We start from the raw sequence: 25,762 nt of genomic DNA on the forward strand, positions 1-25,762 counted from the left end.
TTAAGAGTGGATGTGGCCGTCTTTGTCGATCACGGTCAGGTCGACAAAGGAAGAAGCCCCATGGTCCGACCCCGAAAACTTCACGCGGAAGCCGCCCATATCGTAATCGCTCATGCCTTCCAGCGAAGCAATCAGCTTGTCACGCGTCAGGCCTTTACCCGCACGCTTCAGGCCTTCCACCAGTACACGGGCGCCGACATAGCCTTCCAGGCTGGGATAATCCACATCCTTGATGCCCGCGGCAGTCATGACCTTGATGTAATCAATGGTCACCGGCAGCACCGGGTTGTAAGGCGAAGGCATTACTTGCGACACGATCAAACCGCTGCCGTCGTTTTTGAGTTCAGCGATCAAGGCCTCGGTGCCCACAAACGACACGTTGTAGAACGGGCCGATCGAGTTTTTGGCGCGCGCCGCGTTGATAAAGGCAGCGCTCGATTTGTACGCCGTCACCATAAACACGGCATTGGCCGGCTTCTTGACGATCAGTTCATTGATGGCACCGGCCACGTCGACCGTGTTGCGCTTGACGGTGGCGGTGGCGTTGATGGTAATGCCGTACTTGGGCGCGGCATCCTGCATGGCCTTCAGGCCAGCCTGACCATAGGCATCGTCCTGGTAGAACACGTTGACGGTTTTCATGCCGATCTTGCTCATGGCCGAAGCCACCCGCGCAGCTTCTTCCTGGTAACCGGCGCGCACGTTAAAGACTTCCTTGATGACCGGGGTACGCAGGCTGGCAGCCCCCGTAAACGGCGCTACAAACGGGATGTGTGCTTCTTTGACGGCGGGCAACGACGCGTTTGACGTTGGCGTACCCACATAGCCAAACAAGGCAAATGCGCCCTGTTTGCTGATCAGTTCTTTGGTATTGGCGGCGGCACGGTCCGGCTCATAGCCATCATCCAGCGCCACCAGTTTGATCTTGCGGCCGTTAACCCCGCCGTGCTGGTTGACGTAGTCGAAATACGCCTTGGCGCCACGATTGACGCCCTGGCCCAGTTTGGCCGCCGGGCCAGACAGGGCGGCCGACTGGCCTATGATGATTTCGCTATCGGTTACACCGGTTTCGGCGTGGGCGTTTATGGCAAGGGCTGCCAGACACGCAATCCAAAGGGCACGCATGGGGACTCTCTTCAGCTAAATGTGGATCAAAGTGGAGCGAAAGCCGCCGGTCCAGAAAACCGGGCAGCCCGACCTCGCGCGCCGGGGACGGGCGAAGTCGAATCATATGTACATTATCAAATAATGATATCAGTCAGCTTGGGCCGACGGGTGACCGCATATGCCAGCACAGCGGCACTTCGTCAGAACATCAAGCATAGACGGGACTTGCCAGATGGCAAAACAGACTGACCAGATGGTCGATGTGGGTGGCTGGGGCGTAAGCAAGCCGCGCATTGTATCGATATCAGTTGGCTTGCGGCAGCCTTTGCTTACTAAAAACCGCAATACAAACCGGTGCGGTGAGCTGGGTTACATCTGCCACAGCAAGACAAGATTACCGGCCACCACGCAGCCGACAATCAGCCAGGCCAAAGCGCTTAGCCATGCCGGGTTGACCTGCGCGCCCATCAGTTGGCGGTTGCTGGTAAAGCGCACCAGCGGCGCAATGGCAAACGGGAGCTGTAAAGACAGCGCCACCTGGCTCAGGATCAATAAACGCCCCAGCGATTGTTCGCCAAACAACAGCACCGCCACTAACGCAGGCACCACGGCCACCACACGCGTCAACACGCGGCGGATGGCGGCAGAGAGTTTCCAGCCAAGAAAGCCTTGCATGATGGTCTGGCCCGCCAGCGTTGCCGTCAGCGTGGCGCTTTGGCCCGCCGCCAGCAAGGCCACGCCAAACAAAATGGGCGCAAGCGCACTGCCCAACAGCGGTTGCAGCAAGCGATGTGCATCTTCGAGCGTGGCGATATGGGTGATGCCGTTGGCGTGAAAGGCGCTGGCCGCGAGGATCAGCATGGAGGCGTTCACCATAAATGCCAGCGACAATGCCAGGATCAAATCCCACGTTACAAAGCCAAGACGGTTGGCGCGGCGTTTGGCGTTCTCGTTGGCCGGGCCGCGCACGATCGCCGAATGCAGATACAGGTTATGCGGCATGACCGTCGCCCCGACGATGCCCACAGCCAGCAGGATGCCGGTGCTATCGCCCAGCGGTTGCAACGACGGTACCGCGCCGCCCGCCACCGCCAGCCAGTCGGGCCGCGCCAGAATCAATTCGCCCAGAAACGCCAGGGCCACCGTGCCGACCAGCACATAGACCAGTTTTTCCAGCCGCTTCATATCGCGCTGGGTCAGCCACAGCACCAGCAATGCATCGGCGATGGTCAGCACCACGCCATAGACCACGGGCAATCCAAACAAAAGATTAAGGGCGATGGCGCTACCGATGACTTCGGCCAGATCGCAGGCACAAATTGCCAGTTCGCAGCCCAGCCAGTTCAGCAAATTAACTGTGCGCGAGCTGCGCATGCGGCACATTTCCGCCAGATCGTGGCCGGTGACCACGCCCAGTTTGGCCGACAGATATTGCATGAACAACGCGGCGATATTGGCCGCCAGCACCACCCACAGCAGGGCGTAGCCCAACGCCGAACCGGCGGCCATATCGGTGGCCCAGTTGCCGGGGTCCATGTAGCCGACCGCAATCAGAAATCCCGGCCCGATAAACGTGCGTAAGCGCCGCAGCCAGTTGCGCGAGGCCGCGTGGGCGTTGACGAGTCTAAGCGCCAGCTCGGTCATGATGGTCCTGCGGAGGCAGACAAAGTTGCCCTATGGTGAGCGTGCTGGGCGCGCGCAGCAACACAGCGCGGCGGAACTCTCTGCCAGAAGACCGGGGGCGCTGTGTCAGCATGTGCCGCGTCGGCGCAGCGCGCGCGCCCACAACGTGGCTGCCCGCGCCGTTCAGACCGCTGCCGTGCGCGGTAACAAGGCGGCGCGGACTTCTTCCGGCGGCAAGGGGCGGGCAAAGTAATAGCCTTGATAATCGGCGCACGCCAAGGGCGCAAGATGCGCCAGTTGCGCGCCGGTCTCCACACCCTCGGCCGTGACTTCAATATTCAGATTGCGCGCCAGCGCCACGATGGCGGCAGCGATGGCCGCGTCTTCCTGGTTCAGATCGATGTCATGCACAAAACTGCGATCGATCTTGATGCGTGAGGCGGGAAAACGTTTTAGATAGCTCAGGCTGGAATAACCAGTACCGAAATCATCGATCGCCAGGCCGATGCCGTGATCGCGTAATTGCTGCATGACGGCAGCGGCGCTTTCCGGGTTGTCGGCCAGCATGCTTTCGGTCAATTCCAGTTCCAGCTGGCCGGCCGCCATGCGGTTCTCCCGCACAATACGCAGCACGCGTTCAACAAAGTCGCCTTGTTTGAACTGCACCGCCGAAATATTCACCGCCATAATCCCGGGCGCCAGACCGGCCTCACGCCAGGCCGTATGTTGCTGACACGCGCTGCGTAAGGCCCATTCGCCAATTTCGAGAATCAGGCCGCTGTGCTCCGCCACCGGAATAAAGTCCGCCGGCGCCACATGGCCGAGCTCAGGATGCTGCCAGCGCAACAAGGCCTCGGTGCCGGTGGGGCGGTGGTCGGTCGCCGAAATGCGTAGTTGATAATGCAAAGACAGTTCGCCGCGTTCAATGGCGTGATGCAAGGCGTTTTCCATCGCCAGCCGTTGCAGCACCACGCTGGCCATTTGCTCGGAATGCAAGGCGTATTGATTGCGCCCGTTGGCCTTGGCTTCGTACATGGCAAAGTCAGCTTGCGTCATCAGCATGCCAGGCTCGGTGCTGTCGCGCGGATAGAGCGCAATGCCTACGCTGCTGGATAAAAACAGCTCTTTGTCTTCGATCACGATGGGCGGAATAAACGCCGCGACGATCTTGGCCGCAACTGCGCGGGCGGCGTCCGTGTCGGCAATTTCTTCGAGGATAGCGGTGAATTCGTCACCGCCGATGCGCGAGACCACGTCCGATTCGCGCAGGCAAGCGCTCAGCCGCTGCGCCGCTTGTTGCAAGACCTGGTCGCCGATGCGATGGCCCATCGAATCGTTAATCGACTTGAAACGATCCAGATCAATAAACATCAAGGCCACCATGTTTTTGCTGCGATCCGCGCGTTTGATCGCCAGATCCAGGCAGGTCAGAAACATGGCGCGATTGGGCAGGCCAGTAAGCGAATCAAAACGCGCCAGTTGTTCCAGTTGCCGTTCCATTTCTTTGCCATGCGCCAGTTCGTCTTCGAGTTGGCGGTTGGTTGATTCCAGGCTGGCGGTGCGCTCGGCGACGCGATTTTCCAGTTGTTTATTGGCTTCTTGCAGCGCCAGTTGCGCGGCGCGGCGCTCGATGATTTCAGTTTCAATCGCACTGCGCGAGGCCACCAGTTGATCGCTCATCTCATCAAATGCGCGCGAAAGCTCGCTGAGTTCATCGCTGCCTTTCACGCCCACCGGCCGCACCGGTTTGCCGGAGGCGAGGGCGCGCGTTGCGCCATGCAGACGGCGCACGGCGCGTGCAATCGGGCGGACGGTGGTGGCGGCGACGTAGAGCATCAGCAGCAAGGCCACCAGGCTGGTGCCCAGCAAAACCAGGATGGAATGGCGCGCGGTGGCTGCGAGCTCATCGGCCAGGTCGGTGTAATCCATGATGACGCCGCCGACTTGCTCGCCAGCCGGGTTGCGCAAAACAACGGCGGCCAGCAAGCGCCGCTCGTGGTCATGGCCCGCTTTTTCTTCAAAAAAGCGGGGTTGCCGATCATGCAGCATGGCGCTCAGCACGGCCCGCCATTCTTCGGGCTCGTGCCGACCCAGATCGGCGTGGTCGGTGTCGGCCACAATCATGAGATTGTTATCAAAAATCTCGGCGTCCCGGCCTTTAAGGCGATTGGCATAGTCGAGCGTGCGCTGAATGTTGTAACGCGCAAACGGCGGCAACGGATCAAGAAAATCGTGCTCGCCCATTTGCGCCGTCACTTGCAAGGCCATGTTCTCCGCGGCGTGGATGGCGAGTACATGCGAAGACTCCGTGGCATCGCGCGACACCATCCAGATGGCCAGCAGCGCTAGCGTCAGCGACAAGCCCAGCCCCACCAGCATGACCGCCAACAGTTTCGTCCCGACCTTGCGCGGCCAGAGCCGGTGCATATGCAACATGGGTTCCTTTGATCAATGTGCCGCAACTCTCTGGTTTTAGTTGGTTTTAAACGATTCTGTGCAATTGCCCGGCGGAGGGCAGGACGGGCCGCCCGCAATGGGCTGCGAGCGTAGCCGGGGAAGGCACCTGGCAGGACGCGGGGCGCTAACAAATAAGGCCGCATGGCGCGATTTCAAATTGCAAAAATCACCAGGCCTGGCCGCGCTTGAAACCCGCTTGATGGGGCCTATTTTTGTTTGCAGCGGGGGCTCACGGTGAGACCCGCCCAACCCATATTGCTTGAATCTACGAGGATATGAACCATGCGTGCTTTTGATTTTGCTCCGCTGTACCGCTCCGCCATCGGCTTTGATCGCGTCGCCCAATTGTTTGACGAAGCGCTGCGCAACGACGGCACTCCCAGCTATCCCCCCTACAACATCGAACTGGTGGCTGAAGACGAATACCGCATCACCATGGCCGTGGCCGGTTTTGGCGAACAAGACCTGGACATCGAACTGGTGCGCGACACCCTCAAGGTAACCGGCAAGAAACAACGCCCGGAAAACCGCCCCACCTATCTGCATAACGGCATCGCCGCCCGCGACTTTGAGCATAGCTTCCGCCTGGCCGATCATGTGCGCGTTGTTGGCGCCTCGCTGGAAAACGGTTTGCTCAATATCGAACTGAAGCGTGAAGTGCCCGAAGCCTTCAAGCCGCGCAAGATCGCCATCGGCGGCGGCGACAATGTGACGCTGCTGGAACGTCAGGCTGCCTGATTCGCGCCCGGTTTGGCGCTGATCTGTTGCAATAAAAAACGGCCAGGAACGCGTGTTCCTGGCCGTTTTTTTTGTGCCGCAGCCCGGACCAAAAAATGCCTCAGGCCAGGGCATGAAAAACGCCGTTATGCACCAGGCAGGACGGCGGCAGCGTATCGCCGGGGCAGCTAGAAGAAATGGCGGTCGTGCACCTGGCCACGACGATGCTGCAGATCTTCATCCAGCGCGCGCGCTTCGCTGAACTGATCTTCGCTCAGCGCCTGCTCGGCGTGCGTGTTGCGCAGCTGGCGCAGTGTATTCAGCAGACGAACGAACAGACGAGGGCGCGCGCCACATGTGGGGCAGATTTGCACGGTTGCAGCGGGGATATGCATGCTCAAAACCTCCAGGCTAGCGCCTTCGTCCAATGATGTTGTCATTGTGATGAAAGCGTTTGGCAGGCCATAGACGCAGCATAAAAAAGCTGGATAGTATCAGTTCTGCCCACTGCCAAATCTGTGCCTATCCGCCTATGGAAACAGACCCTTACACGGCCGACGCCGCGCCCCGCAATGGTGCAACCCGCTATAGCGAGCTGGCCGCGCGCCTGCAACTGGATATCGAAACACGCCAGCTTAGCCCGGGCGAAAAGTTGCCTTCGGTGCGCGCGCTGTGTCGCACGTTTCGGGCCAGCCCGGCCACCGTGACTCACGCCCTGCATTTGCTGGAAGACGCCGGACTGGTGGAAGCCCGCCCGCGTTCCGGTTTCTATGTGCGACGGCCTGACCATCATCTGCGCTTTCCTCATCAGACCGCACCGACCATTACCCGCCCATTGCCGGTGGCGCTGTCGTCACAGCGGGCGCTGATGCGCGAATTTCATCGCAGCGATCACGATGATCGTTTGTGCCGCGCCTTGATTGATCCCGATTGTTATCCGGGCGTGGCCCTGCAACGCATCATGACGCTGCAGGCGCGGCGCGACCCCGGCATCCTGGCGCGGGCGTCTGTCTGTGGAGGGTCCAGCGCGTTGCGTGAACAACTGGCGCGGCGAGCGGTACAACTGGGCTGCCATTGGGACGCAGATGAAGTGCTGATCACGCATGGCGAAACCGAAGCGGTGCATACCTTTTTGCGGCTGTTTACCAAGCCGGGTGACGTGGTGGCCATCCAGTCGCCCAGCCATATGGCCTTGCTGAATTTGCTGGACACGCTGGGCGTGCAAGTGCTGGAAATCCCGGCGCATCCGGTCGATGGGCTGTCGGTGGACGCGCTGGCGTTTGCCTTGCGCCGGGAAAAAATCGCAGCCTGTGTGCTGACTGCCAACTTCCCCAATCCCACCGGCAGCTTGATGAGCGATGCGGCCAAGCGGCGTACGGTGGATCTGCTGGCGCAACATGGCGTGCCCTTGATTGAAGACGATAGCGTGGGCGAGCTGTATTACGGCAAGGCGCGGCCGCTGCCGTTCAAGGCGTTTGATCAGACCGGCAATGTGTATTACTGCGCCGACCTGGGGTTTCTGGTGGGGCCGGGCATTTCGGTGGGCTTTGCCGTTACCGGTAATCAGCGCTACGCCTTTGAATATGCCTTGATGGCCAAAGGCGAGCCGCCGCCTTTGTTGTTCCAGCGCACCCTGGCCACGTTTATGGCCAGCGGCCAGTTCGAACCGTATTTGCGCCGCTTGCGCCGGACCATGGCGGATTACACTGCGGCGCATCGTGCGGCGGTGGAAGCGCATTTTCCGGCCGAGACGCGCATGGCGGCTGCACCGGGCGGCATTCTGATCTGGGTGGAATTGCCGCATGGGATGGACAGCTCCGAGTTGCAGCGGCGCGCACTCGATCAACACATCCGCTTTGCGCCGGGGCGTTTGTTCAGCCTGGATGCCAGTTTTGCAAACTGCATGCGGCTGAACGCGGGTCATCGCTTCCGGCCCGAAACCGAGCGCGAAATCGCAACCCTCGGCCGTTTGATCCGCGAACAGATGGCGGTATAGCGCACCGAGCGCCGTTCCAGCAGCGGCGGTCGGCGCGGCGCGGCCCTGGTGCGTTAGATCAGCACTCATTCGCGGAGCTTGTTATGCCTACACGTCGCACTTTTTTGCTGCAAACCCTGCCAGCCGCCAGCCTGGCCCTGCTGCTGGCGCGCACTGCACGGGCCGACGACCCGCTGCTGACGGAGTCGGACCCCGAGGCTATCAAACTGCACTACGTGGCCGACGCCAGCAAAGTGGACAAAGCCAGCAATCCGACCTACGCCGCGGGCCAGCGCTGCGATACCTGTGAGCTGTACAACCCGCCCGCCAATTCGGCCAGCGGCGCCTGTAGCTTGATCAAGGGCAAACAGGTGGCCGGGGCGGGTTGGTGCGATCAGTACGTGCCCTGAACGCCGTTTATTGCTGGACCTTGCCCGGGCCGTTATAGCGTGACAGCCAATGCGCATAGGGCGCGGGTAGTACCCAATCGGCACGGTCCTGCTTGAGCACTTGCGCTAATTCATAGGCGTAATGCGGATTAGCCAGATGGGCGCGGCCGATCATGACCAGATCCATATGCTGATCGGCGATCAGCCGTTGTGCCGTGTGCGGATCGTCCATGCTCCATGACGACGCCACCGGCAAACCGGTTTCGTTACGCACGCGTTCGGCAATCGGCGCAAGAAAGGCGGGCGTGCCCCACGGAATTTGCGTATCGGGAATGACGAAGTTGACGCTGACGTTGAGCATGTCGAGGCCGGCAGCGCGCATTTTGCGCACCAGTTCGATCGACTCGGCCAGCGTTTGCGCGTCAGCGCCGTCATATTCGATGACGCCGAAACGTGCGGTCAAAGGCAGATGCTGTGGCCAGACTTCGCGCACGGCCGCCAGCGTTTCCAGCAGAAAGCGACCACGATTTTCAGCGCTGCCGCCATATTCATCGGTGCGCTGATTGCTGTGCGCCGAGAAGAAACTCTGCGCCAGATAGCCGTGGGCGAAGTGCAGTTCCAGCCATTCAAAGCCCGCATCGCGAGCGCGGCGTGCGGCGGAGACAAAGTCGGCCGTGACGCGCGCAATGTCGTCCCGCGTCATCGCTTGCGGCACCTTGGGCAGACCGCCACCAAATGCAATGGCCGACGGCGCCAGCGTATCCCAGCCGCGCGGGTCACCCTCGGCAATATGATCGTCGCCTTCCCACGGCTTGTTGGCACTGGCTTTGCGCCCGGCGTGGCCAATCTGGATGCCCGGCACCGCGCCCGCTTGCTTGATGCTGGCGGCAACGCGCGCCATGCCTTCGATATGCTGATCGCTCCACAAGCCGGTGCAGCCCGGGGTAATGCGACCTTCGGGCGACACGCCGGTTGCCTCGACGATCACCAGACCGGCACCACCCCGCGCCATACCGGCGTAATGCGCCCAGTGCCAGTCGTTGGTAAAGCCATCGACGGCGCTGTACTGGCACATCGGCGGGATGGCAATGCGGTTGCGCAGGGTGACATCTTTGAGCGTGAACGGCGTAAACAGCGCGGACATGAAGGATCCTTGGTTCGATTGATTGCAGGTGCGCCAGGCGGGGCGCAGCCGCCTGGAATGGCGACGCATGCACGTACTGACGCGCAGCGATGACGGCATGGGTTTTTGGTTTGCTAGCGTAGCAACGCCAAGCTGGGCCGGTCTTTGCGCGAAATCAGGCGCAGCCCGTATTCACCAGACCGGTCCACTAGAAAACGTGCAAAGCAATGGCTCGCATGCAATGCGAGCCATTGGAGTCAGGCCGGACGGCGCCTGGTTTGATCAGAACGGAATATCGTCCTCAAAATCATCAAAGCTACGCGCTGGCTGGCGCTGGGCTGCGGGCGCAGGGGCCGGTGCCGCCTGTTGCGGGCGCGGTGCCGGTGCGGCAGCGGCTGGCGCGCTGTATTCCTGATTGAAATCGTCGTAGCCGCCGTCCTGGTTGCCGCCACCCATACCGCCGCCACCACGGCCACCCAGCATTTGCATCTGGTCCGCGATGATTTCGGTGGTGTAACGGTCAGCACCGGTCGCCTTGTCTTGCCACTTGCGTGTCTGCAGGCGACCTTCGATATAAACGGCACTGCCTTTTTTCAGGTACTGGCCGGCGATCTCAGCCAGGCGGTTGTACATGGTGATGTTGTGCCATTCGGTTTTTTCTTGCTGCTGACCTTGCTTGTCTTTGTAGCGGTCAGTGGTGGCGATGCTGAAATTACAGACAGCGCCGCCGGAAGGCAGATAGCGGGTTTCCGGGTCGCGACCCAGATTGCCGATCAGCAGCACTTTGTTGAGCGATGCCATAGGGGTTCCTTGAGATAAGGCACGCAGACAGAAATATCGGGTCTGCGGCTGGTTAAAGCGGGCGTGCGCAGCGTTTGCGCGGGCGACCACCCTGCGGGGCGATCTGACAGCCGCACAGTATACCGGGGCAATCGTCGCACGGGGAGCAGCAGCCGGTCCGCCTACACACAAAAAACGGGAGCCGATGCGCCGCACCCGCCGCTACGCTCGATTGCCGTTCAGCGCCGCTAGTGCAGGGCACCGTCCCGCGTGAGCAACAGGCAGCGGCTGGCCGTTGCGCTTTGCACCGACGCCACATGCCAGCCTGGTGCGCGCAGCGGGCGTTGCTCTTGTTCGGGCAGGTACAGCGTCACAAAGTCTTGTGCGCGGTGCTGGTCCGGCGGCGTCAGGGTCAAGCTCAGCGCATCGGCGCTGCTGAGCAAATGCAGCTGCCATAAATGGCCCGCACCATCCGGCCGCAGCAGCGGCGAAATACCATCGTCGTCAAAACAGCTACTGGCAAATTCGCCGCTGCCGGGTGGCGGGTACAAGGCAAAGCCGCGGGCATCGGCACGTTGATCAAACTGCTGTTCCGCGGTGTTCAACGCAATCATGGCGCCCGCCCGCACCAGCAGCACGGGTGGATCTTCCGGCGTTGCCACAAAGTTGGCGTACTGGCCGCCGCGATAGTAGTCGCCGCGGTAACCGTCAAACCAGTCGCAGCCCGCGGGCAGATACACCTCACGTGTGCTGGCGCCGGCCTGCACCACCGGTGCAATCAGCAAATCGGCGCCCAGCATCCAGTCGTCGTTTTCTTCGCGGCAGACCGGGTCCGCCGGAAAGTTCAGGAAAGTGGGCCGGATGGCCGGCTCATAGGCGTAATGCGCGCGCCAGAGCAAGTGATAAATCTGTGGCAACAAGCGATAGCGCAGCCGCAGCAACATGCGGATTTGAGCGGCACTGCCGATAAAGCGCCATGGCTCGCTACTCGGGCCGTCGTGGTCGTCGCTGTGGCCGGATCTGATAAAAAAGCGCGGCATGAACAGATTGGCCTGGATGGCACGCAGCAACAGTTCGCGCCCCGGTTTAGGCCCGAGTACGCCGCCCACCGCGTGGCCGATATTGGAAACGCCCGACAGCGCCAGGCCCAGCCCCATCTTGATATTGAACTGCAGGGTCTCCCAACTGGCGACACTGGCGCCGGAGTCGGTCTGTACATAGCGCTGCATACCGGCGTAGCCCGCGCGCCCGCTCAGCAAGGGGCGTTGGTTGGGCGCCTGCGCCAGCAAGGCCTTGCGCGAAGACTGCGCCATAAGCAGCGGAAACAGCGGCCGCGTTTCCATGGCAATGCCGCGCTTCCCGTGGTGGTGGGCGACGGCGTCGACATTGCGGATGTCGAAGGCGTCGGCTTCATGCGCCAGCGCGCTGACGCCCACGCTGAGCAGGGCATTCTTGATGCCGGCTTGCCACCAGCGATCGGTCGCCGGGTTGCTGAAATCCAGCCAGGCACCTGCGCCGTCACGCAGCGCTTGCAGATCGGGCTTGCCATCGAGGCCTTTGATCAGCAGGCCCAGTGTCGCCGCCTCGGCATAACGCGGGTGGTCGGCGTATAGATAAGGCGTGATGCTGGCGACGACCCGGATGCCGCGCGCAAGGCCGCTGCGCATCAGCGCCGCAGGATCCGGAAAGCGCTTGGCATTCCAGTGAAACACATGCGGCTTGCGGCCTATGCTGCTGTAGCCCGGCGTCAGTTGCAGCGCGTCGCAGAGCATGTCGTGCTGCTGGCAGCCGCGCATAAAGTCGTCGCAGCGGGTTTCGGCATCCGCCGCATCGGCGTAGCAGGTGGCGCTGCTATTGAATCCAAGCGCCCAACGCGGCATCAGCGCCGGGCGACCGGTAAGCCAGGTGTAGCGCTGCACGATGTGCAAGGGCGTAGCGCCGCCGATCACGTAGTAATCCAGATCGCCATGGTCAGCGACAAAGCTGCGAAAACGGCCGTAACGGGCGTCCACTTCGCGACCCATATCAAAGGTGCAGTCGGCCAGCGTGTCGTAGAACAGGCCGACTGCGGCCGGGCTGTGGCGCTGCCACGCCAGGTAAAAGGGAATGTGCTTGTACAGCGGGTCGCTGCTGCTGGCGTGGTAGCCATCGGCATCGCAATTGCTCAGGCGATAGCGTTGCCCCGCACGGTTAGCAGGGCCGCTGCGTTCGCCGAGGCCAAAATACATCTGGTCTTCGGCATGCTGCAGATAGTGGTAAACCCGGTGATCCCAGCCGCCCCAGTTGATGGCCTGCGCGGTGCGATCGGCGGCCACACTGTACCAGGTCTGGTCGATCCGGCTTTGCCATTCGCAGCGCAAACCGGCGAGGGTAATGGTCAGGCGTAACTGGCTGGTTTCGACCACAAGCTGGCCCGGCAAGTGGCGAATCTGATAGTCGGGAAGGGCAAAGCCACGCAGATCAAAGCGATCGCGCCCGCCGCTGGCGACGTCGCTCTGGCCCGGGGCGATGGCCCAGCTGTGCGGCTGGTTCAGCGTGGCGCCGGGCAGGACCAGTACCCGGATAATGTCGGTCTCCAGCACAAAGACGTGCGCCAGATGTTCATGGTCCGTGCTGCGCAACGTTAGCAGTGCGCCCTGGCGGGTGTGCAAGGCAAACACGGGTGGATGAGCAGAATGGGGCACGGCGGCAGTCCTTGCGACAAGAGAACAAACAACGGGGCGGTGGCCCCGTTTGCGTCAGCGCAGTTCAAAAGCGTGAGATCAGGCCCAGCCGCAGGCGCCATTCGGTATCGTCATTGCGTAGATCGGCGGTATTGCCCATATAGGCCACCTCGGCATACGGCAACAGATTCGGCTGCAAGGTGTAGGTGACTTTCAGGTTGTGCAGATACTGGCTGGAGCGACCGTTGTTGTAGACAAACTGACTGTCGTCTTTTTTGTTCCAGGCGTAGTTGTATTCGATGGCGGTCTTGTCTATCCATTTGGTGAGCCAGAAATCCAGCTGCCACGCACTGTCGTTGTTGCTGTGGACCTGGCCTGCGGGCATGCCACGGCGGGTCACCGAGTCGTAATTGGCGTGGTCGTAACGCACGCGGGCATCGGCTCGCCAGGTGGGCCAGAATGCCCAGTTGGCACGCAGATACGGCTTGATCGTCGAGCCATTGCTGTTCCACGTCAGCACGCCACCGGGCAGCACGGTGACGCTGTCGCTGGCTGGAATGGCATACCAGGCTTCGATTTCGCTGTAATCGCTACGGAAGCTGTCTAGCGAACCGCTGCCGTTAAATGCCGCGGCTTCCAGCGAAGCGCCAAAGCCGTTCTGCCAGACATTGGCGACTTTGACGCGGCTGCGGTATTGCTCGCTACCGGTGCGATATTCGCCGCGCACGTCGACTTCAAAAGCGTGGGCACAGCTGAAAGCACCGAGCAGGCTGATGCCGATTACGGTATGACGAAGGATGGGACGGATGGTCATGACGGGGGCTCTCCCTGGGTGAATGGGGAGCGAGTATTTGCTTGTGACAGGCAATTAAATTTGCGCTGGATCAAGCGTGGAACAGGGCGTTCCGCTGCGCTAAAAACACAGCGGCGGTGCCGTTTTCAGGCCCGCCGCGTATGTGCATCGCATTTTGAGATTATGGAGCGGGAGGGTACGTAAAAAGTACCACTCGGACGACGCTTAAACCGCGCCGGTCTGCGCAATCAAGGCGCGGGCCGCGGCTTCATCCCAGCCGCTCTGCATGACCTTGAGCAAGGCCACGCGTTCTTCTAACAACACCACCGCTTCTTTGACGCCAGCCACCCGGCCCAGCTGTTGCGACAACTCGGCCGCGCTGCCGCGCCATGCTTCGCCGATATGGAACATCTGCGTCTTGACCGGCAAGGGCGGTTCCAGCCCTAGCGTAACCACCAGCCATACCGCCATCAGCGCGGCACACAGCCAGAACACCGGTGTCGCGCCGACGTGCTGATACAGATAACCGGCCGCCACCGAACCGACAAACATCGCCAGTGACTGGCAGGTGTTATACACGCCCATGGCCGTACCTTTGGCGTCGGTGGGCGCAATTTTGCTGATCAGGCTGGGCTGCGTGGCTTCCAGGATATTGAAGGCGACAAAATAAAGGCCCAGCCAGACAAAAATCATGACCAGATTGGGCATGTATAGCGCCATCCCCGTCTGCGCCACCAACATCAGCGCAATGGCCAGCAGAAACACGCGCTTAAGCAGATTGCGTTTTTCCGCCACGATGACCGCAGGCACCATCAAGACAAAACCGACCAGCACCACCGGCAAATAGACTTCCCAATGCTGCGCGACCGGGATGTGGCCGGTACTGGCGAGCAAGAGTGGCATGACCGTGAACATGGCCATTTGCGCGGCGTGCAAAGCAAATACGCCGTAATTGAGACGACGCAGCTGCGGATGCTTGAGCACGGCGGGCAGGCGGCTGGGGTTGGCCTCGGCGTCGGAATGAAAACGCGACAAGGTGGGCGAAGGAATGATCTTCCACACCCCGATCAAGGCAGCGACCGCAAGAATCGCCGTCAGCAGAAAAATACCCGGCAAGCCAACCCAGTTGGCCAGCGTCGGGGCCGCGACCAGCGACACGGCAAAGGTGGTGGCGATGCTGCCGCCTATCATTGCCATGGCCTTGGTGCGATTTTCTTCGCGCGTCAGGTCAGCCAGCAGGGCCGTAATGGCGGCGGAGATTGCCCCCGCGCCTTGCAGCGCCCGGCCCGCGATCATCCATTCAATGCTGTGGGCGCTGGCGCAGACCACGCTGCCGACGGCAAACAGTACCAGACCGACGTAAATGACTTTTTTGCGGCCGACACGGTCGGACCACATGCCAAAGGGCAGCTGCAAGAAGGCCTGCGTCAGACCAAATGCGCCGAACGCCAGCCCGACCAGGGCGTGGTTATTGCCGCCCTCAAGCTGCGTGGCGTACACCGCAAACACCGGCAAAATCAAAAACATGCCCAGCATGCGCAGGGCATACAACCCGGCCAGGCCGAGCGAAGCGCGTAATTCCAGAGGATTCATCGTATGAGTATCTAAGCGGGTCAGGCAGCGCGTTGATGGTCCAGATCAGGCAGGAACATGGTGATCAAACCCAACAAAGGCAAGAACGCGCACAGGTGGTAAACAAATTCGATGCTGGTGTGGTCGGCCAGCACCCCCAGCGTGGCGGCACCGATACCGCCCATGCCAAAGGCAAAGCCAAAGAACAGGCCCGACACCATGCCCACTTTGCCGGGGATCAATTCTTGCGCATACACCAGGATGGCCGAAAACGCCGAGGCCAGCACCACGCCAATAATGACCGTCAGCACACCGGTCCAGAACAGGTTGGCGTAGGGCAGCACCAGCGTAAAAGGAGCAACGCCCAGGATGGACGCCCAGATGACATACTTGCGCCCGATGCGATCGCCAACCGGCCCGCCGATGACGGTGCCCGCAGCGACGGCAAACAGGAACACAAACAGATGCACCTGCGCGGATTGCACCGAGACACCAAATTTCTGGATCAGATAAAAGGTGAAATAGCTGCCGATGCTGGCCATATAAAAATACTTGGAGAAAATCAGCGCCAGCAGAATGGCAATCGAGGTGCCGATCTGCTTGCGGCTCAAATCATGCGCCGCCACGCGGCCGCTTTTGGCGCGCGCGCCCTGGCGATGGACACGATACCAACCGCCCACCTTGTACAGCACCACCATGGCGACCAGCGCCGCCAGCGAAAACCAGGCAATGCTGCCCTGGCCATGCGGCACGATAATTGCAGCGGCTAACAAGGGCCCCATTGAACTTCCGAGGTTGCCCCCCACTTGGAACAGGGACTGCGCCAGGCCGTGCCGGCCGCCCGAAGCCATCCGCGCCACGCGGCTGGATTCCGGATGGAAGATGGAAGAACCGGTGCCGACCAGCGCAGCTGCCAACAGCAACCAGCCAAAGCTGGGCGCCACCGATAGTATTAATAAACCTGCCAGCGTAAACCCCATGCCTATCGGTAAAGAATACGGTTGTGGTTTGCGGTCGGTATAAAGCCCCACCACCGGTTGCAGCAACGATGCGGTGATCTGATACGTCAACGTAATCAGACCAATCTGGGTAAAACTCAGATGAAAACCGCCTTTGAGGATCGGGTAGATCGCCAGGAATAACGACTGGATCATGTCGTTGAGCAAGTGCGAAAAACTGATCGCGCCCAACACGCCAAAGGCGGTGGACTGTACCGCTGAAGCGGCAGGCGCCGGCGTGGCCGAGGTGGTTGCGCTGGTTTGCATAAGCGTATCGTCGCACCGAGAGAGAGCGGAAAACCGCCATTCTAGCAGGCCGGCGCACCACACCAGGTTGAGCCGCCGGTTTTTATCAAGATGGGTCTCGCAACGCCCGGCCTTACTGGCCGATTCTGTTATATTCACGGATTGCCCGCGTGGGCATTCAGCACATTGGCATCAGGCCCGGATAATGAGCTACCGTCCTACCGCAGAACAAGATATCCCGCTGATCCGCATCCGCGGCGCACGCACTCACAACCTCAAGAACGTCAGTCTCGATCTGCCCCGCGGCAAGCTGGTGGTGATTACGGGGCTGTCGGGCTCGGGCAAATCTTCACTGGCTTTCGACACCTTGTATGCCGAAGGCCAGCGTCGTTACGTCGAGTCTTTGTCGGCCTACGCCCGCCAGTTTTTGCAGCTGATGGAAAAACCCGATGTTGATCTGATCGAAGGCTTGAGCCCGGCGATCTCGATTGAGCAAAAGGCCACCAGCCACAATCCGCGCTCCACCGTCGGCACGGTCACCGAAATCCACGATTACCTGCGCTTGCTGTTTGCCCGTGTGGGTACGCCGTACTGCCCGGATCACGATCTGCCGCTGGAATCACAGACCGTCAGCCAGATGGTGGACCATGTGCTGGCGCTGGAAGAAGAAACCCGGCTGATGATTCTGGCCCCGCTGATTGTGGGCCGCAAAGGTGAAAACCTTGATCTGTTTGATGAGCTGCGCGCGCAAGGTTTTGTGCGCGTGCGCGTGGATGGCGAGACCTACGAACTCGACGCCGTGCCCAAGCTCGACAAGAACAAAAAGCACACCATCGAAGTGGTGATCGACCGCCTTAAAGTGCGCGCCGATCTGAAACAACGGGTAGCCGAATCGTTTGAAACCGCCTTGCGCCACGCCGATGGCCGCGCCATTGCGGTGGAAATGGATAGCGGCAAAGAACACTGGTTCTCGTCGCGCTTTGCCTGCCCGGTGTGCAGCTTTAGCCTGCCCGAACTCGAGCCGCGGCTGTTCTCGTTCAACAATCCGATGGGCGCCTGTCCCAAGTGCGACGGCTTGGGCCAGATCACTTTCTTTGATCCCAAACGCGTGGTGGCGCACCCCGAGCTCAGCCTGGCCGCTGGCGCGATCAAGGGGTGGGACAAGCGTAACCAATTCTATTTTCAGATGTTGGGCAGCCTGGCAGAGCATTACGGCTTTGATCTGAACACCGCCTGGGAAGACCTGACCGACGAAGTACGCACCGCGGTGCTGCATGGTTCGGGCAAGGACCAGATCGCGTTTATTTATATGAATGAGCGCGGTAGCAAGTTCGAACGCATTCATAGCTTTGAAGGCATCATCCCCAATCTGGAACGCCGTTATCGCGAGACCGATTCGATGACGGTGCGCGAAGAACTGGCCAAATATCAGAACAACCAGCCTTGCCCCAGCTGCGGCGGTTCGCGGCTGCGCCGGGAGGCCCGCTTTGTCAAAGTCGGCACTGAAACGCTGCATGCGATTGCGCAAATGGCACTGCGCGATGCCAGCCAGTTTTTTACCGCGCTGGAATTTGAAGGCAATAAAGCGCAGATCGCTGAAAAAATCGTCAAGGAAATCCGCGAACGCCTGGGCTTTCTGGTTAACGTCGGGCTTGATTACCTAAGCCTGGAACGCAGCGCCGACACGCTGTCGGGCGGCGAGGCGCAACGGATTCGGCTGGCTTCGCAAATCGGTTCGGGTCTGACCGGCGTGATGTATGTGCTGGACGAACCGTCGATTGGCCTGCATCAACGCGATAACGACCGTTTGATCGGCACGCTGATGCGCCTGCGCGATCTGGATAACACCGTGATCGTGGTCGAACATGACGAAGACGCCATCCGCGCCGCCGATTACCTGGTCGATATGGGCCCCGGCGCGGGCGAGCATGGCGGCTCGGTGATTGCCGCCGGTTTGCCAGCCGAAGTGATGGCCAACCCCGATTCGATTACCGGCCAGTTTCTCAGCGGCACACGGCGGATCGAGCTGCCGGAAGCGCGGCGTTCGCCTGATCCAGACAAGTGGTTCACGCTGAAAGGCGCGCACGGCAACAACCTAAAATACGTTGATCTGGCGCTGCCAGCGGGTTTGCTGGTGTGCATTACCGGCGTATCGGGCTCTGGCAAATCCACGCTGATCAACGACACGCTGTACGCCATCGCGGCGCGTGATCTGAATGGCGCTTCGTCCGAACCGGCGCCGTTCCAGGAAATCAACGGCCTGGATCTGTTCGACAAAGTCATCAATGTCGATCAATCGCCTATTGGCCGCACGCCGCGTTCCAACCCGGCCACGTACACCGGTTTGTTTACGCCGATCCGCGAATTGTTTGCCGGTGTGCCCACCAGCCGCGAACGCGGCTATGGTCCGGGGCGTTTCAGCTTTAACGTCAAGGGCGGCCGCTGCGAAGCGTGTCAGGGCGATGGCGTGATCAAGGTTGAAATGCACTTTTTGCCGGATGTGTATGTGCCGTGCGATGTGTGTCACGGCAAGCGCTACAACCGCGAAACGCTGGAAGTGCAATACAAGGGCAAGAGCATCACCGAAGTGCTGGAAATGACGGTGGAGCATGCGCTGGAGTTCTTCCAGGCCGTGCCCACCGTGGCGCGCAAACTGCAGACGCTGATGGACGTGGGCCTGGGCTATATCCGCCTGGGTCAGTCGGCCACCACGCTGTCGGGGGGCGAAGCACAACGGGTGAAGCTGGCGCTGGAGTTATCCAAGCGCGATACCGGCCGCACGCTGTATATCCTGGATGAGCCGACCACGGGTTTGCACTTCCACGATATTGATTTGCTGCTGGGCGTGGTGCGCCGTTTGCGCGAGCACGGCAATACCGTGGTCGTCATCGAGCACAATCTGGACGTGATCAAAACTGCTGACTGGATTGTCGACCTGGGCCCGGAAGGTGGCGCGGGCGGCGGCGAGATTATTGCCGTCGGCACGCCGGAAGATGTGGCCGCCAACAAGAAATCGCATACCGGGCATTACCTGGCACGCGTGCTGGAATCGCACAAATAAGCGGGTTATGCGTGGCTTGAGTGGATAAAAAAAAACGGGACCGACTGGTCCCGTTTTTATTGCACCGTGGCAGGGTTACGGCAAGGCGTGCAGATGCGCCGCCACCGCCGGGCTGAAGTTAAAGCCGTCGTACTTGTCCCAGTTGATCGACCACGTCATCACACCGCGGAAGGTCGGGTAAGCCTGGTTCGGTTTAACCGTGCCGCAATTGGTCAGCGTGGTCAGGCAATCCACGGCCGCGTTGACGGTCGCGGTGGTCACAAAGCCGCTATTGGCCGACTTGTTGCCGCTTGGTACGCCAAACGCCACCTGATCCGGACGCAGACCGGTAAAGCTGCCCGAATTACCATAACCCAGCGGGAAGCCTTCGATCAGCATCTTGCTGCCGGCCACCAGCATGTCCACCGAACCTTCCGGCAAGGCATTGGCGTTATACGGCGTGTACAGGCCACCGTTGTTGTAGTACTGCACGTGGATCACGGTCAGCTCGTTGCGCAGGCCGTCGATAATCGGCAGATACGCGCCCCAGATGCCGCCATAGGTGATGTAGCCGCCTTGCACGTATGGATGCTCAGGCGCCATCGACAGATAGAAGCTGCTGCCGACCTTGGCTTTCAGTTGCTTAACACCGGTGACCAGGTTGTTGATGATGGCTGCGCCGGACGTTACGCCGCTGCCGCTTTCCAGATCCAGATCGATCCCGTCAAAGCCGTATTTGGTGATCAGGCCGTACAGGCTGTTCACAAAATTGGTGACGTCGGAGGCGCTGTTCAGCGTAATCGAACCGTCCTGACCGCCCAGCGACAACACCACTTTTTTGCCTGCGGCTTTCTTGGCGGCGATTTCGGCGATGAATTGCGCTTCGGTGCCGGCATCGGGGTCGAGCGTAAAGCTGACGTTGCCGTTGCCCGCGTTGTCGGCAAAGGCCACCACGATTACGTCGTAGTCATTGCTGACGTTGGCGATGTGGAAGGTCGGGCCGCTCGGATTGGTGAAGTTATGCCAGTAACCCACCAGCGCGTGCTTGGCCAGCGAACCAGACGGCGTCGGCGTGGGCGCAGGGGTTGGCGCTGGGGTGGGGGTCGGCGTGGGGGCCGGGGTCGGCGCGGGTGTTGGGGCTGGCGTTGGGGCCGGGGTTGGTGCTGGCGTCGGGGTGGGTGTTGGGGTGGGCGTTGGTGTGGGGGCAGGCGTCGGGGTCGGGGTCGGGGTTGCGCTATCTACGCCCAGGTCTTGCCACAGACTCGGCGTTGCCGCCGGGTTCCAGCCTGCGCCAGCGTAATCAGTCTGTGTGACCAGCGCTTTGTAATCATGGCCGTTGTAATACACGATGGTGCCCGCGCTATAGGTACCGCCATCTACCCAGGTCGGGTAAGCCATGGCGAGGGCAGAGGCCAACAGGGCAGGCAAAGCGACGAGCGCGACTTTCCCTTGTCCGCGTGCGAACAATTTGTGCTTCATGGGTACATCCTCCGGTTACAACTGTTTGTACTGTTTTAGGAACTGCGATGGTATTTTTACCATCCGTTCCGATTATGCGGAGGCTCCCAGCACTGTCAACGCTGCGGCGGCAGAATCAGCATTTGTCCGACACCGGCCGACACAATGCGTGATGCCATTCACAAAATGGCCGCAGGTCGCGGATCAGCGGGGACAAACATATATACCCTTCATCGGCCCCAATGCTTACGCGAATAAAACGTGTAAATTATGATCTATACAAGATTGGCATGGAGATCATTGGTCTCCACCTTTGGCACCTCCGCCTGAACCGCCCCATGGAGTCTTGTATGAACCTTCGCCCCAGCCTGATCGCAGCAGCGTTGCTCGCCACTGCTGCTGCCAGCGCGCACGCCACCGTAGTTCCGTTAAGCTTCGATCTGACCACGCGTATTCAGTTAAGCAATGGTTTGAGCCTTAACGCCACGCCAGCTCAAACGTCCGGCGGCATCATTGGCTCTGACATTGCGGGTGGCGGGCTCGCCGCGCCTGCCACCACGGATTTCAGCATTGCCACCACTCATGCCGCGCTAACGCAAACGCTGGACTCCGATGGTCTCGGTTTTCATGTGCTGGGGCAGTACTGGCCCATTGCCCAGGACACCGCCACGTGGGCAGGCACTGGACTGCAGTTTGCCATTGCTACAAATGGCTACGCGGGGACCATCACGGTTGATTACGACTTGCTGATTACACTGCCGGCCGACCCTGCTCTGGTCGATGGTGGGGTGGATAGTCTGTTGGACTCCAGCCTGACTGGGCAGTCCTCTCAAGGGATCGCGCCGAACACGTACGCCACTGGCGTCACCGAGTACAAGGGTAGTTTTATCTATACAGTAGGCGCACTGGACAGCAGCACAGGTACAGGCATCTATACGCTTGGGCTTAGCCAGATTGGCAACTTTTATGGCACACGCGCAACCGCTCCCGTTCCTGAGCCAGAAACTTACGCGTTGATGGGCGTGGGCCTGGTGGGCTTGATGGCGTCAGCCCGTCGGCGCATGCGCAAGAACAGCTAAGAATTGGCGCATAAAAAAGGCGTCGACATTGCGTCGACGCCTTTTTTACGCCCAGACCCGTGCTAGCCAGGTCTGTCCATCTGATTAGCCATTGGGTTGATAAATCACCAACTGGATGCCCGGCGTAAACGGCTGCGGATTCCAGCGCTTCAGATCATCCGTATCCACATTGTGCTTGTGCGCAATCGACGCCATGGTGTCGCCGCGGCGCACGGTATAACGCTGCGCCTGGCCGCGGTCGCTGGTTTTATGCGCTGCGCCATTGCTGGCCAGCTTTAGCGTCTGCCCGGTGCTGATGTGATTGTTGCGCAGGCCATTCATGCTTTTGAGCGTGGCCACGCTGATGCCGTAGCGTTTGGCAATGTTGAACACGGTATCGCCGCGCGCCACGCGATAGGTGGTGGGCGTGTCATCGGCCTCGGTCTGGCTGCTCTGACGTAACGCCACTTTGACCACGCGTGCCGAAGGCTGCGCGATCTGCACTTTACGCGGCGCATCTTGCGCGCCGGTGTCCACCGGATCAGCCGCCCGGTTGGCCGCCAGCGCCACCAGGGTTTGCTGCTCGCTGGCGTCGATATCTGCGCTCTTCGGCACCAGGATGGTCTGACCGCGCGCCACACGCTCGCGGTTGCCGATGTCGTTGATGTCCTTGAGTTCGGCCACGGTAATACCGAAGGACGTCGCCAGCTTGTCGAGATTTTCCCCGGCGTGCGTCACATACGGCTGCCAGTTCAGCAAAGGTTTGTCGCCATTGGCCGCGAGGTTTTTCTCAAAGATATCCACTTTGCTGGCCGGCAGTACCAGCTGGCGGTCGTCCTTGTGCGCAATCACCGGGCGGATAAAGCCCGGGTTGAGCCGCAGCAATTCATCCACCGGTACTTCGGCCAGCTCGGCGGCCACTTTGACATCCATATGCCGACCGGGCGTTACCGTCGCAAAGTAAGGCTGGTTCGGCAAGGAGGCCAGCGTGATGCCATAAGCCGACGGATTGGCGATGATATTGCGCACGGCCAGCAACTTGGGTACGTAATTACGTGTTTCGTCCGGCATGCGGATGCTGGCGTAATCGGTCGGCAAACCGGCGGCTTCGTTTTTGGCGATAGAGCGCGCTACGCCATTCTCGCCCCAGTTGTATGAGGCCAGCACCAGCTGCCAATCGCCAAACATGCCATACAGTTCTTGCAGATAATCCAGCGCGCCCTGGGTGGCGGCGACCACATCACGGCGACCGTCATACCACCAGGTCCGTTCCAGCCCGTAACGCTTGCCGGTTTCCGGGATGAACTGCCACATGCCCGCCGCTTTAGCGGTCGATTCGGCTTTGGGGTTGTACGCGCTCTCGATCATCGGCAGCAGCGCAAATTCCATAGGCATGCCGCGCTTTTCGACTTCGCTGGTCACGTAATACAGATAGCGCGAGCTGCGATCGATAATGCGCGCCAGATAATCAGGGCGCGCCGCGTAATAGTTTTCCCATTTGGTCACCAGCGGGCTATCAACGTCCTGCATGGCAAAGCCGCCACGGATGCGATCCCACAGGTTGTCGTAATGGATGCTGGCGACGGGGTCTTCGGCAAAGAGTGTCGACACGGTCTGTGCGGTGTCGTCAGACAGCGTAAAGGCCGGGTCGCGCAATTGATAGTCGATACGGGTTACGTTGCCGGAAATGTCTTCCGCCATCGCCGCCGCACTGAACAGGCCCAGCAACAGGCCTGCAAGCAGTCGGTATTTCATTGTGACAACCCTGCGAATGCTCAAAATTGGCACCGATGGTGCCGGGCAGGCGCCGCCGCTGTCAATGCGCGAGTGGGCCTGAACAGGCCGGGCGGTACGAATCAGGCCCGGAAACGGTCCTTCCATCGGCGCAGTGTTGCAAAAATCTGCACTGGATCAGTGGCTTGCGCGTCTTGAGCTAAAGCACTTTCTTTAATGCCGATGGCATCAAAACGCAGAAAAGGATTGGTCTGCAATTCCAGCGCCAGCGTTGACGGCAAAGTAGGCAAGCCAGCCGCACGGGTGAACTGGGCTGCGGCAAAACGCGCCTGCAAATCCAGATTGCCAGGCTCGGCGGCCAAGGCAAACTTCAAATTGTCCAGCGTGTATTCATGCGTGCAGCAGACGCGGGTCTCTGCGGGCAGGGCGGCCAGCTTTTGCAGCGAGGCAAACATCTGCTCGGGCGTGCCTTCAAACAAGCGGCCACAACCGGCGGCAAACAAGGTGTCACCGCAAAAGAGCGCACCGGGCGTGCCCGCAGCGTAATAGGCGAGGTGATCCAGCGTATGGCCCGGCACCGCCAGTATCTCCAGCGGCGTGCCCAGCACCTCCAGCGTCTGGCCCTCTGCCACCGGCTGGGTAACCAGGGCAATATGGCCCGGTCCATACACCGGACAGGGCGCCGCCTGCGCCAGTTGCGCCAGGCCCCCGGTATGATCGCCGTGATGATGCGTAATCAGGATGCCCGCCAGGCTCAGGCCATGCTCATCCAGATACGCCAGCAAGGGCGGGGCCTCGCCGGGGTCGACTGCAAACGCATGGCGGTCATCGTGCAAAAGCCAGATATAATTCGTATCCAGAATCGGAATCGGGGTGATCTTGAACATGGACATGCCCGTTGGTGTGGAAAATACGTTCGACTATTTTGCCGAGTGGCTGCAAAGCCCGCTAGGCCGCTATCTGCTGGCCGAAGAGGCCGCATGGTTTGATCGGACCACCGCTGACATCTTTGGTTATAAGGCGGTGCAGCTGGAATTGCCGCAGATGGATTGCCTGCGCGCCAACCGCATGCCCTGGCGCACGCTGGTCGGCCAGTCTGCTGGCACCCGCGTGCGGTGCTGCGGCGAGTTTCTGCCGTTTGAGGCGCAGTCGATTGATTTGCTGGTGATGCCGCATGTGCTTGATTACTGCGCCGATCCGCATCAGGTCTTGCGAGAGGCCGAACGCGTGCTGGTGCCGGAAGGGCGTTTGCTGATCACCGGGTTTAATCCGTGGAGTTTGTGGGGGCTCAAGCGCTTTAAGCACAAGCAGCACGAAGTGCCGTGGCGTGGGCAGTTTATCTCTTTGCCCCGGCTGAAGGACTGGTTGTCTTTGCTGAATCTGGAAAGCATGCGCGGCGAATATCTGTTGTACAGCTTGCCGGTGCAGCGCGAGAAATGGCTGGCGCGTTCAAAGTTTCTGGAAGACGCGGGTGATCGCTGGTGGCCTGCCGCTGGCGGCGTTTATTGTCTGGATGTGGTGAAGCGTGTGCGCGGCGTGCGCATGATCGAACCCAAGTGGCGGCGCGTGCCCACCCCGACCACGGCCCCGGCGGCCGCGATCGACAAGGTGAGCGATGCGCGCATCGAGCGTTTGCGTGAACAAGCCGCCAAGGATCGTTGCAAGCCGTAGTCGCGACTGCGTTCAGGATTTGGCCAGCGGCGTGGGCGCATCTTTATCGCAAGCGCGGGCGGTGTCGGCCAGGTCTTGCAAAATGCGCAAGCCGTCGGCGCGATTCTTGATGGTGATATGCAGATCATGGCCGCTGCCGAGGTTGCCGCCGCCAAACACGATGTGCACGTCGCTGTCGGTCAGATCAACGTATTGCACCACGGTCAGGTTCAGATAGCGCTCGTAGCGCGCCGCGACATCTTTGCTGGCAGGCACTTTCCACAAACAGAAGGGAGCAGCCAGCGCCGGCGCGGCCAGAGTGGCGGCGGTAAGGGTCAGGGCGAGCAGGGCGACGCGCATGGGGTTCTCCCGGTTGGTT

20 protein-coding genes are annotated in these 25,762 nt (G+C 60.5%); 6 read left to right on the forward strand and 14 right to left on the reverse strand.

The features are described 5' to 3' along the window. The 3 genes from ACYQ1A_RS19770 to ACYQ1A_RS19780 form a co-directional block, all read right to left on the reverse strand. Positions 1–1,125: an ABC transporter substrate-binding protein gene (locus ACYQ1A_RS19770; protein ID WP_499365025.1), complete on the reverse strand. Its 1,125-nt coding sequence runs from the start codon at positions 1,123–1,125 to the stop codon at positions 1–3. A gap of 351 nt (positions 1,126–1,476) precedes the next feature. Further along, positions 1,477–2,751: an Nramp family divalent metal transporter gene (locus ACYQ1A_RS19775; protein ID WP_499365028.1), complete on the reverse strand. Its 1,275-nt coding sequence runs from the start codon at positions 2,749–2,751 to the stop codon at positions 1,477–1,479. Positions 2,752–2,913: 162 nt separating this feature from the next. Then, positions 2,914–5,166, reverse strand: a complete 2,253-nt coding sequence (locus ACYQ1A_RS19780) for a putative bifunctional diguanylate cyclase/phosphodiesterase (RefSeq protein ID WP_499365032.1) — start codon at positions 5,164–5,166, stop codon at positions 2,914–2,916. A gap of 303 nt (positions 5,167–5,469) precedes the next feature. Here ACYQ1A_RS19780 and ACYQ1A_RS19785 point away from each other — a divergent pair, with 303 nt between their 5' ends. Next, positions 5,470–5,925 (forward strand): Hsp20 family protein, encoded by a 456-nt coding sequence (locus ACYQ1A_RS19785; RefSeq protein WP_062225083.1) that lies wholly within the window; start codon positions 5,470–5,472, stop codon positions 5,923–5,925. Between the two features lie 167 nt (positions 5,926–6,092). On the opposite strand, the gene ACYQ1A_RS19790 is transcribed toward ACYQ1A_RS19785, so the two are convergent. Next, positions 6,093–6,299 (reverse strand): hypothetical protein, encoded by a 207-nt coding sequence (locus ACYQ1A_RS19790; RefSeq protein ID WP_499365039.1) that lies wholly within the window; start codon positions 6,297–6,299, stop codon positions 6,093–6,095. Between the two features lie 137 nt (positions 6,300–6,436). On the opposite strand from ACYQ1A_RS19790, the gene ACYQ1A_RS19795 reads away from it, so the two are divergent. Continuing rightward, complete coding sequence (locus ACYQ1A_RS19795) at positions 6,437–7,900, forward strand: aminotransferase-like domain-containing protein (RefSeq protein WP_499365042.1); 1,464 nt, start codon at positions 6,437–6,439, stop codon at positions 7,898–7,900. A gap of 83 nt (positions 7,901–7,983) precedes the next feature. Beyond that, on the forward strand, positions 7,984–8,289 hold the full coding sequence (locus tag ACYQ1A_RS19800) for a high-potential iron-sulfur protein (RefSeq protein WP_499365046.1): 306 nt from the start codon (positions 7,984–7,986) through the stop codon (positions 8,287–8,289). A gap of 7 nt (positions 8,290–8,296) precedes the next feature. Here ACYQ1A_RS19800 and ACYQ1A_RS19805 read toward each other — a convergent pair whose 3' ends face one another. The 6 genes from ACYQ1A_RS19805 to ACYQ1A_RS19830 form a co-directional block, all read right to left on the reverse strand. Beyond that, a complete protein-coding gene (locus ACYQ1A_RS19805; RefSeq protein ID WP_499365050.1) occupies positions 8,297–9,412 on the reverse strand; it encodes an NADH:flavin oxidoreductase/NADH oxidase in 1,116 nt (371 codons plus the stop codon). A 261-nt stretch (positions 9,413–9,673) separates the two neighbouring features. Next, positions 9,674–10,192 (reverse strand): single-stranded DNA-binding protein, encoded by a 519-nt coding sequence (gene ssb / locus ACYQ1A_RS19810; protein ID WP_499365054.1) that lies wholly within the window; start codon positions 10,190–10,192, stop codon positions 9,674–9,676. Positions 10,193–10,419: 227 nt separating this feature from the next. Continuing rightward, the gene (locus ACYQ1A_RS19815; RefSeq protein WP_499365056.1) at positions 10,420–12,855 is read right to left on the reverse strand and encodes a TIM-barrel domain-containing protein; all 2,436 of its coding nucleotides are present in this window, start codon (positions 12,853–12,855) and stop codon (positions 10,420–10,422) included. A 64-nt stretch (positions 12,856–12,919) separates the two neighbouring features. Beyond that, positions 12,920–13,648 (reverse strand): oligogalacturonate-specific porin KdgM family protein, encoded by a 729-nt coding sequence (locus ACYQ1A_RS19820; RefSeq protein ID WP_499365058.1) that lies wholly within the window; start codon positions 13,646–13,648, stop codon positions 12,920–12,922. Between the two features lie 204 nt (positions 13,649–13,852). Continuing rightward, on the reverse strand, positions 13,853–15,220 hold the full coding sequence (locus ACYQ1A_RS19825; RefSeq protein ID WP_499365062.1) for an MFS transporter: 1,368 nt from the start codon (positions 15,218–15,220) through the stop codon (positions 13,853–13,855). A 20-nt stretch (positions 15,221–15,240) separates the two neighbouring features. After that, the gene (locus ACYQ1A_RS19830; protein ID WP_499365063.1) at positions 15,241–16,464 is read right to left on the reverse strand and encodes an MFS transporter; all 1,224 of its coding nucleotides are present in this window, start codon (positions 16,462–16,464) and stop codon (positions 15,241–15,243) included. Between the two features lie 184 nt (positions 16,465–16,648). Here ACYQ1A_RS19830 and uvrA point away from each other — a divergent pair, with 184 nt between their 5' ends. Then, the gene (gene uvrA, locus ACYQ1A_RS19835) at positions 16,649–19,504 is read left to right on the forward strand and encodes an excinuclease ABC subunit UvrA (RefSeq protein WP_499365067.1); all 2,856 of its coding nucleotides are present in this window, start codon (positions 16,649–16,651) and stop codon (positions 19,502–19,504) included. 75 nt (positions 19,505–19,579) lie between these two features. On the opposite strand, the gene ACYQ1A_RS19840 is transcribed toward uvrA, so the two are convergent. Continuing rightward, entirely contained in the window at positions 19,580–20,962 is a 1,383-nt protein-coding gene (locus tag ACYQ1A_RS19840; RefSeq protein WP_499365069.1) for a glycosyl hydrolase family 18 protein, read from the reverse strand. A 329-nt stretch (positions 20,963–21,291) separates the two neighbouring features. On the opposite strand from ACYQ1A_RS19840, the gene ACYQ1A_RS19845 reads away from it, so the two are divergent. Then, positions 21,292–22,020 carry a PEP-CTERM sorting domain-containing protein gene (locus ACYQ1A_RS19845; RefSeq protein ID WP_499365072.1) on the forward strand — a complete coding sequence of 243 codons (729 nt, stop codon included), beginning with the start codon at positions 21,292–21,294 and terminating at the stop codon, positions 22,018–22,020. Positions 22,021–22,104: 84 nt separating this feature from the next. Here the strand turns inward: ACYQ1A_RS19845 and ACYQ1A_RS19850 are convergent, their stop codons facing one another. Together ACYQ1A_RS19850 and gloB are read right to left on the reverse strand one after the other, a co-directional pair. Further along, the gene (locus ACYQ1A_RS19850) at positions 22,105–23,754 is read right to left on the reverse strand and encodes a lytic transglycosylase (protein WP_499365075.1); all 1,650 of its coding nucleotides are present in this window, start codon (positions 23,752–23,754) and stop codon (positions 22,105–22,107) included. 101 nt (positions 23,755–23,855) lie between these two features. Beyond that, positions 23,856–24,620 carry a hydroxyacylglutathione hydrolase gene (gene gloB, locus ACYQ1A_RS19855; protein WP_062222918.1) on the reverse strand — a complete coding sequence of 255 codons (765 nt, stop codon included), beginning with the start codon at positions 24,618–24,620 and terminating at the stop codon, positions 23,856–23,858. Here gloB and ACYQ1A_RS19860 point away from each other — a divergent pair. Further along, positions 24,619–25,404, forward strand: coding sequence for a class I SAM-dependent methyltransferase (locus ACYQ1A_RS19860; protein ID WP_062222916.1), 786 nt, complete (start codon positions 24,619–24,621; stop codon positions 25,402–25,404). The genes gloB and ACYQ1A_RS19860 overlap by 2 nt on opposite strands. A gap of 12 nt (positions 25,405–25,416) precedes the next feature. Here the strand turns inward: ACYQ1A_RS19860 and ACYQ1A_RS19865 are convergent, their stop codons facing one another. After that, complete coding sequence (locus ACYQ1A_RS19865; RefSeq protein WP_062222915.1) at positions 25,417–25,743, reverse strand: hypothetical protein; 327 nt, start codon at positions 25,741–25,743, stop codon at positions 25,417–25,419. Between the last annotated feature and the right edge of the window lie 19 nt (positions 25,744–25,762).

Source organism: Silvimonas sp. JCM 19000 (assembly GCF_054652575.1).

What these genes read in the sequence shown, in the direction of transcription:
- ACYQ1A_RS19770 (WP_499365025.1), bottom strand. Translation starts at nt 1,125, where the DNA reads ATGCGTGCCCTTTGGATTGCGTGTCTGGCAGCCCTTGCCATAAACGCC.
- ACYQ1A_RS19865 (WP_062222915.1), bottom strand. Translation starts at nt 25,743, where the DNA reads ATGCGCGTCGCCCTGCTCGCCCTGACCCTTACCGCCGCCACTCTGGCC.
- ACYQ1A_RS19780 (WP_499365032.1), bottom strand. Translation starts at nt 5,166, where the DNA reads ATGTTGCATATGCACCGGCTCTGGCCGCGCAAGGTCGGGACGAAACTG.
- ACYQ1A_RS19775 (WP_499365028.1), bottom strand. Translation starts at nt 2,751, where the DNA reads ATGACCGAGCTGGCGCTTAGACTCGTCAACGCCCACGCGGCCTCGCGC.
- ssb (WP_499365054.1), bottom strand. Translation starts at nt 10,192, where the DNA reads ATGGCATCGCTCAACAAAGTGCTGCTGATCGGCAATCTGGGTCGCGAC.
- gloB (WP_062222918.1), bottom strand. Translation starts at nt 24,620, where the DNA reads ATGTTCAAGATCACCCCGATTCCGATTCTGGATACGAATTATATCTGG.
- ACYQ1A_RS19825 (WP_499365062.1), bottom strand. Translation starts at nt 15,220, where the DNA reads ATGAATCCTCTGGAATTACGCGCTTCGCTCGGCCTGGCCGGGTTGTAT.
- ACYQ1A_RS19790 (WP_499365039.1), bottom strand. Translation starts at nt 6,299, where the DNA reads ATGCATATCCCCGCTGCAACCGTGCAAATCTGCCCCACATGTGGCGCG.
- ACYQ1A_RS19840 (WP_499365069.1), bottom strand. Translation starts at nt 20,962, where the DNA reads ATGAAGCACAAATTGTTCGCACGCGGACAAGGGAAAGTCGCGCTCGTC.
- ACYQ1A_RS19820 (WP_499365058.1), bottom strand. Translation starts at nt 13,648, where the DNA reads ATGACCATCCGTCCCATCCTTCGTCATACCGTAATCGGCATCAGCCTG.
- ACYQ1A_RS19845 (WP_499365072.1), top strand. Translation starts at nt 21,292, where the DNA reads ATGAACCTTCGCCCCAGCCTGATCGCAGCAGCGTTGCTCGCCACTGCT.
- ACYQ1A_RS19850 (WP_499365075.1), bottom strand. Translation starts at nt 23,754, where the DNA reads ATGAAATACCGACTGCTTGCAGGCCTGTTGCTGGGCCTGTTCAGTGCG.
- ACYQ1A_RS19860 (WP_062222916.1), top strand. Translation starts at nt 24,619, where the DNA reads ATGGACATGCCCGTTGGTGTGGAAAATACGTTCGACTATTTTGCCGAG.
- ACYQ1A_RS19805 (WP_499365050.1), bottom strand. Translation starts at nt 9,412, where the DNA reads ATGTCCGCGCTGTTTACGCCGTTCACGCTCAAAGATGTCACCCTGCGC.
- ACYQ1A_RS19795 (WP_499365042.1), top strand. Translation starts at nt 6,437, where the DNA reads ATGGAAACAGACCCTTACACGGCCGACGCCGCGCCCCGCAATGGTGCA.
- ACYQ1A_RS19800 (WP_499365046.1), top strand. Translation starts at nt 7,984, where the DNA reads ATGCCTACACGTCGCACTTTTTTGCTGCAAACCCTGCCAGCCGCCAGC.
- ACYQ1A_RS19830 (WP_499365063.1), bottom strand. Translation starts at nt 16,464, where the DNA reads ATGCAAACCAGCGCAACCACCTCGGCCACGCCGGCGCCTGCCGCTTCA.
- uvrA (WP_499365067.1), top strand. Translation starts at nt 16,649, where the DNA reads ATGAGCTACCGTCCTACCGCAGAACAAGATATCCCGCTGATCCGCATC.
- ACYQ1A_RS19785 (WP_062225083.1), top strand. Translation starts at nt 5,470, where the DNA reads ATGCGTGCTTTTGATTTTGCTCCGCTGTACCGCTCCGCCATCGGCTTT.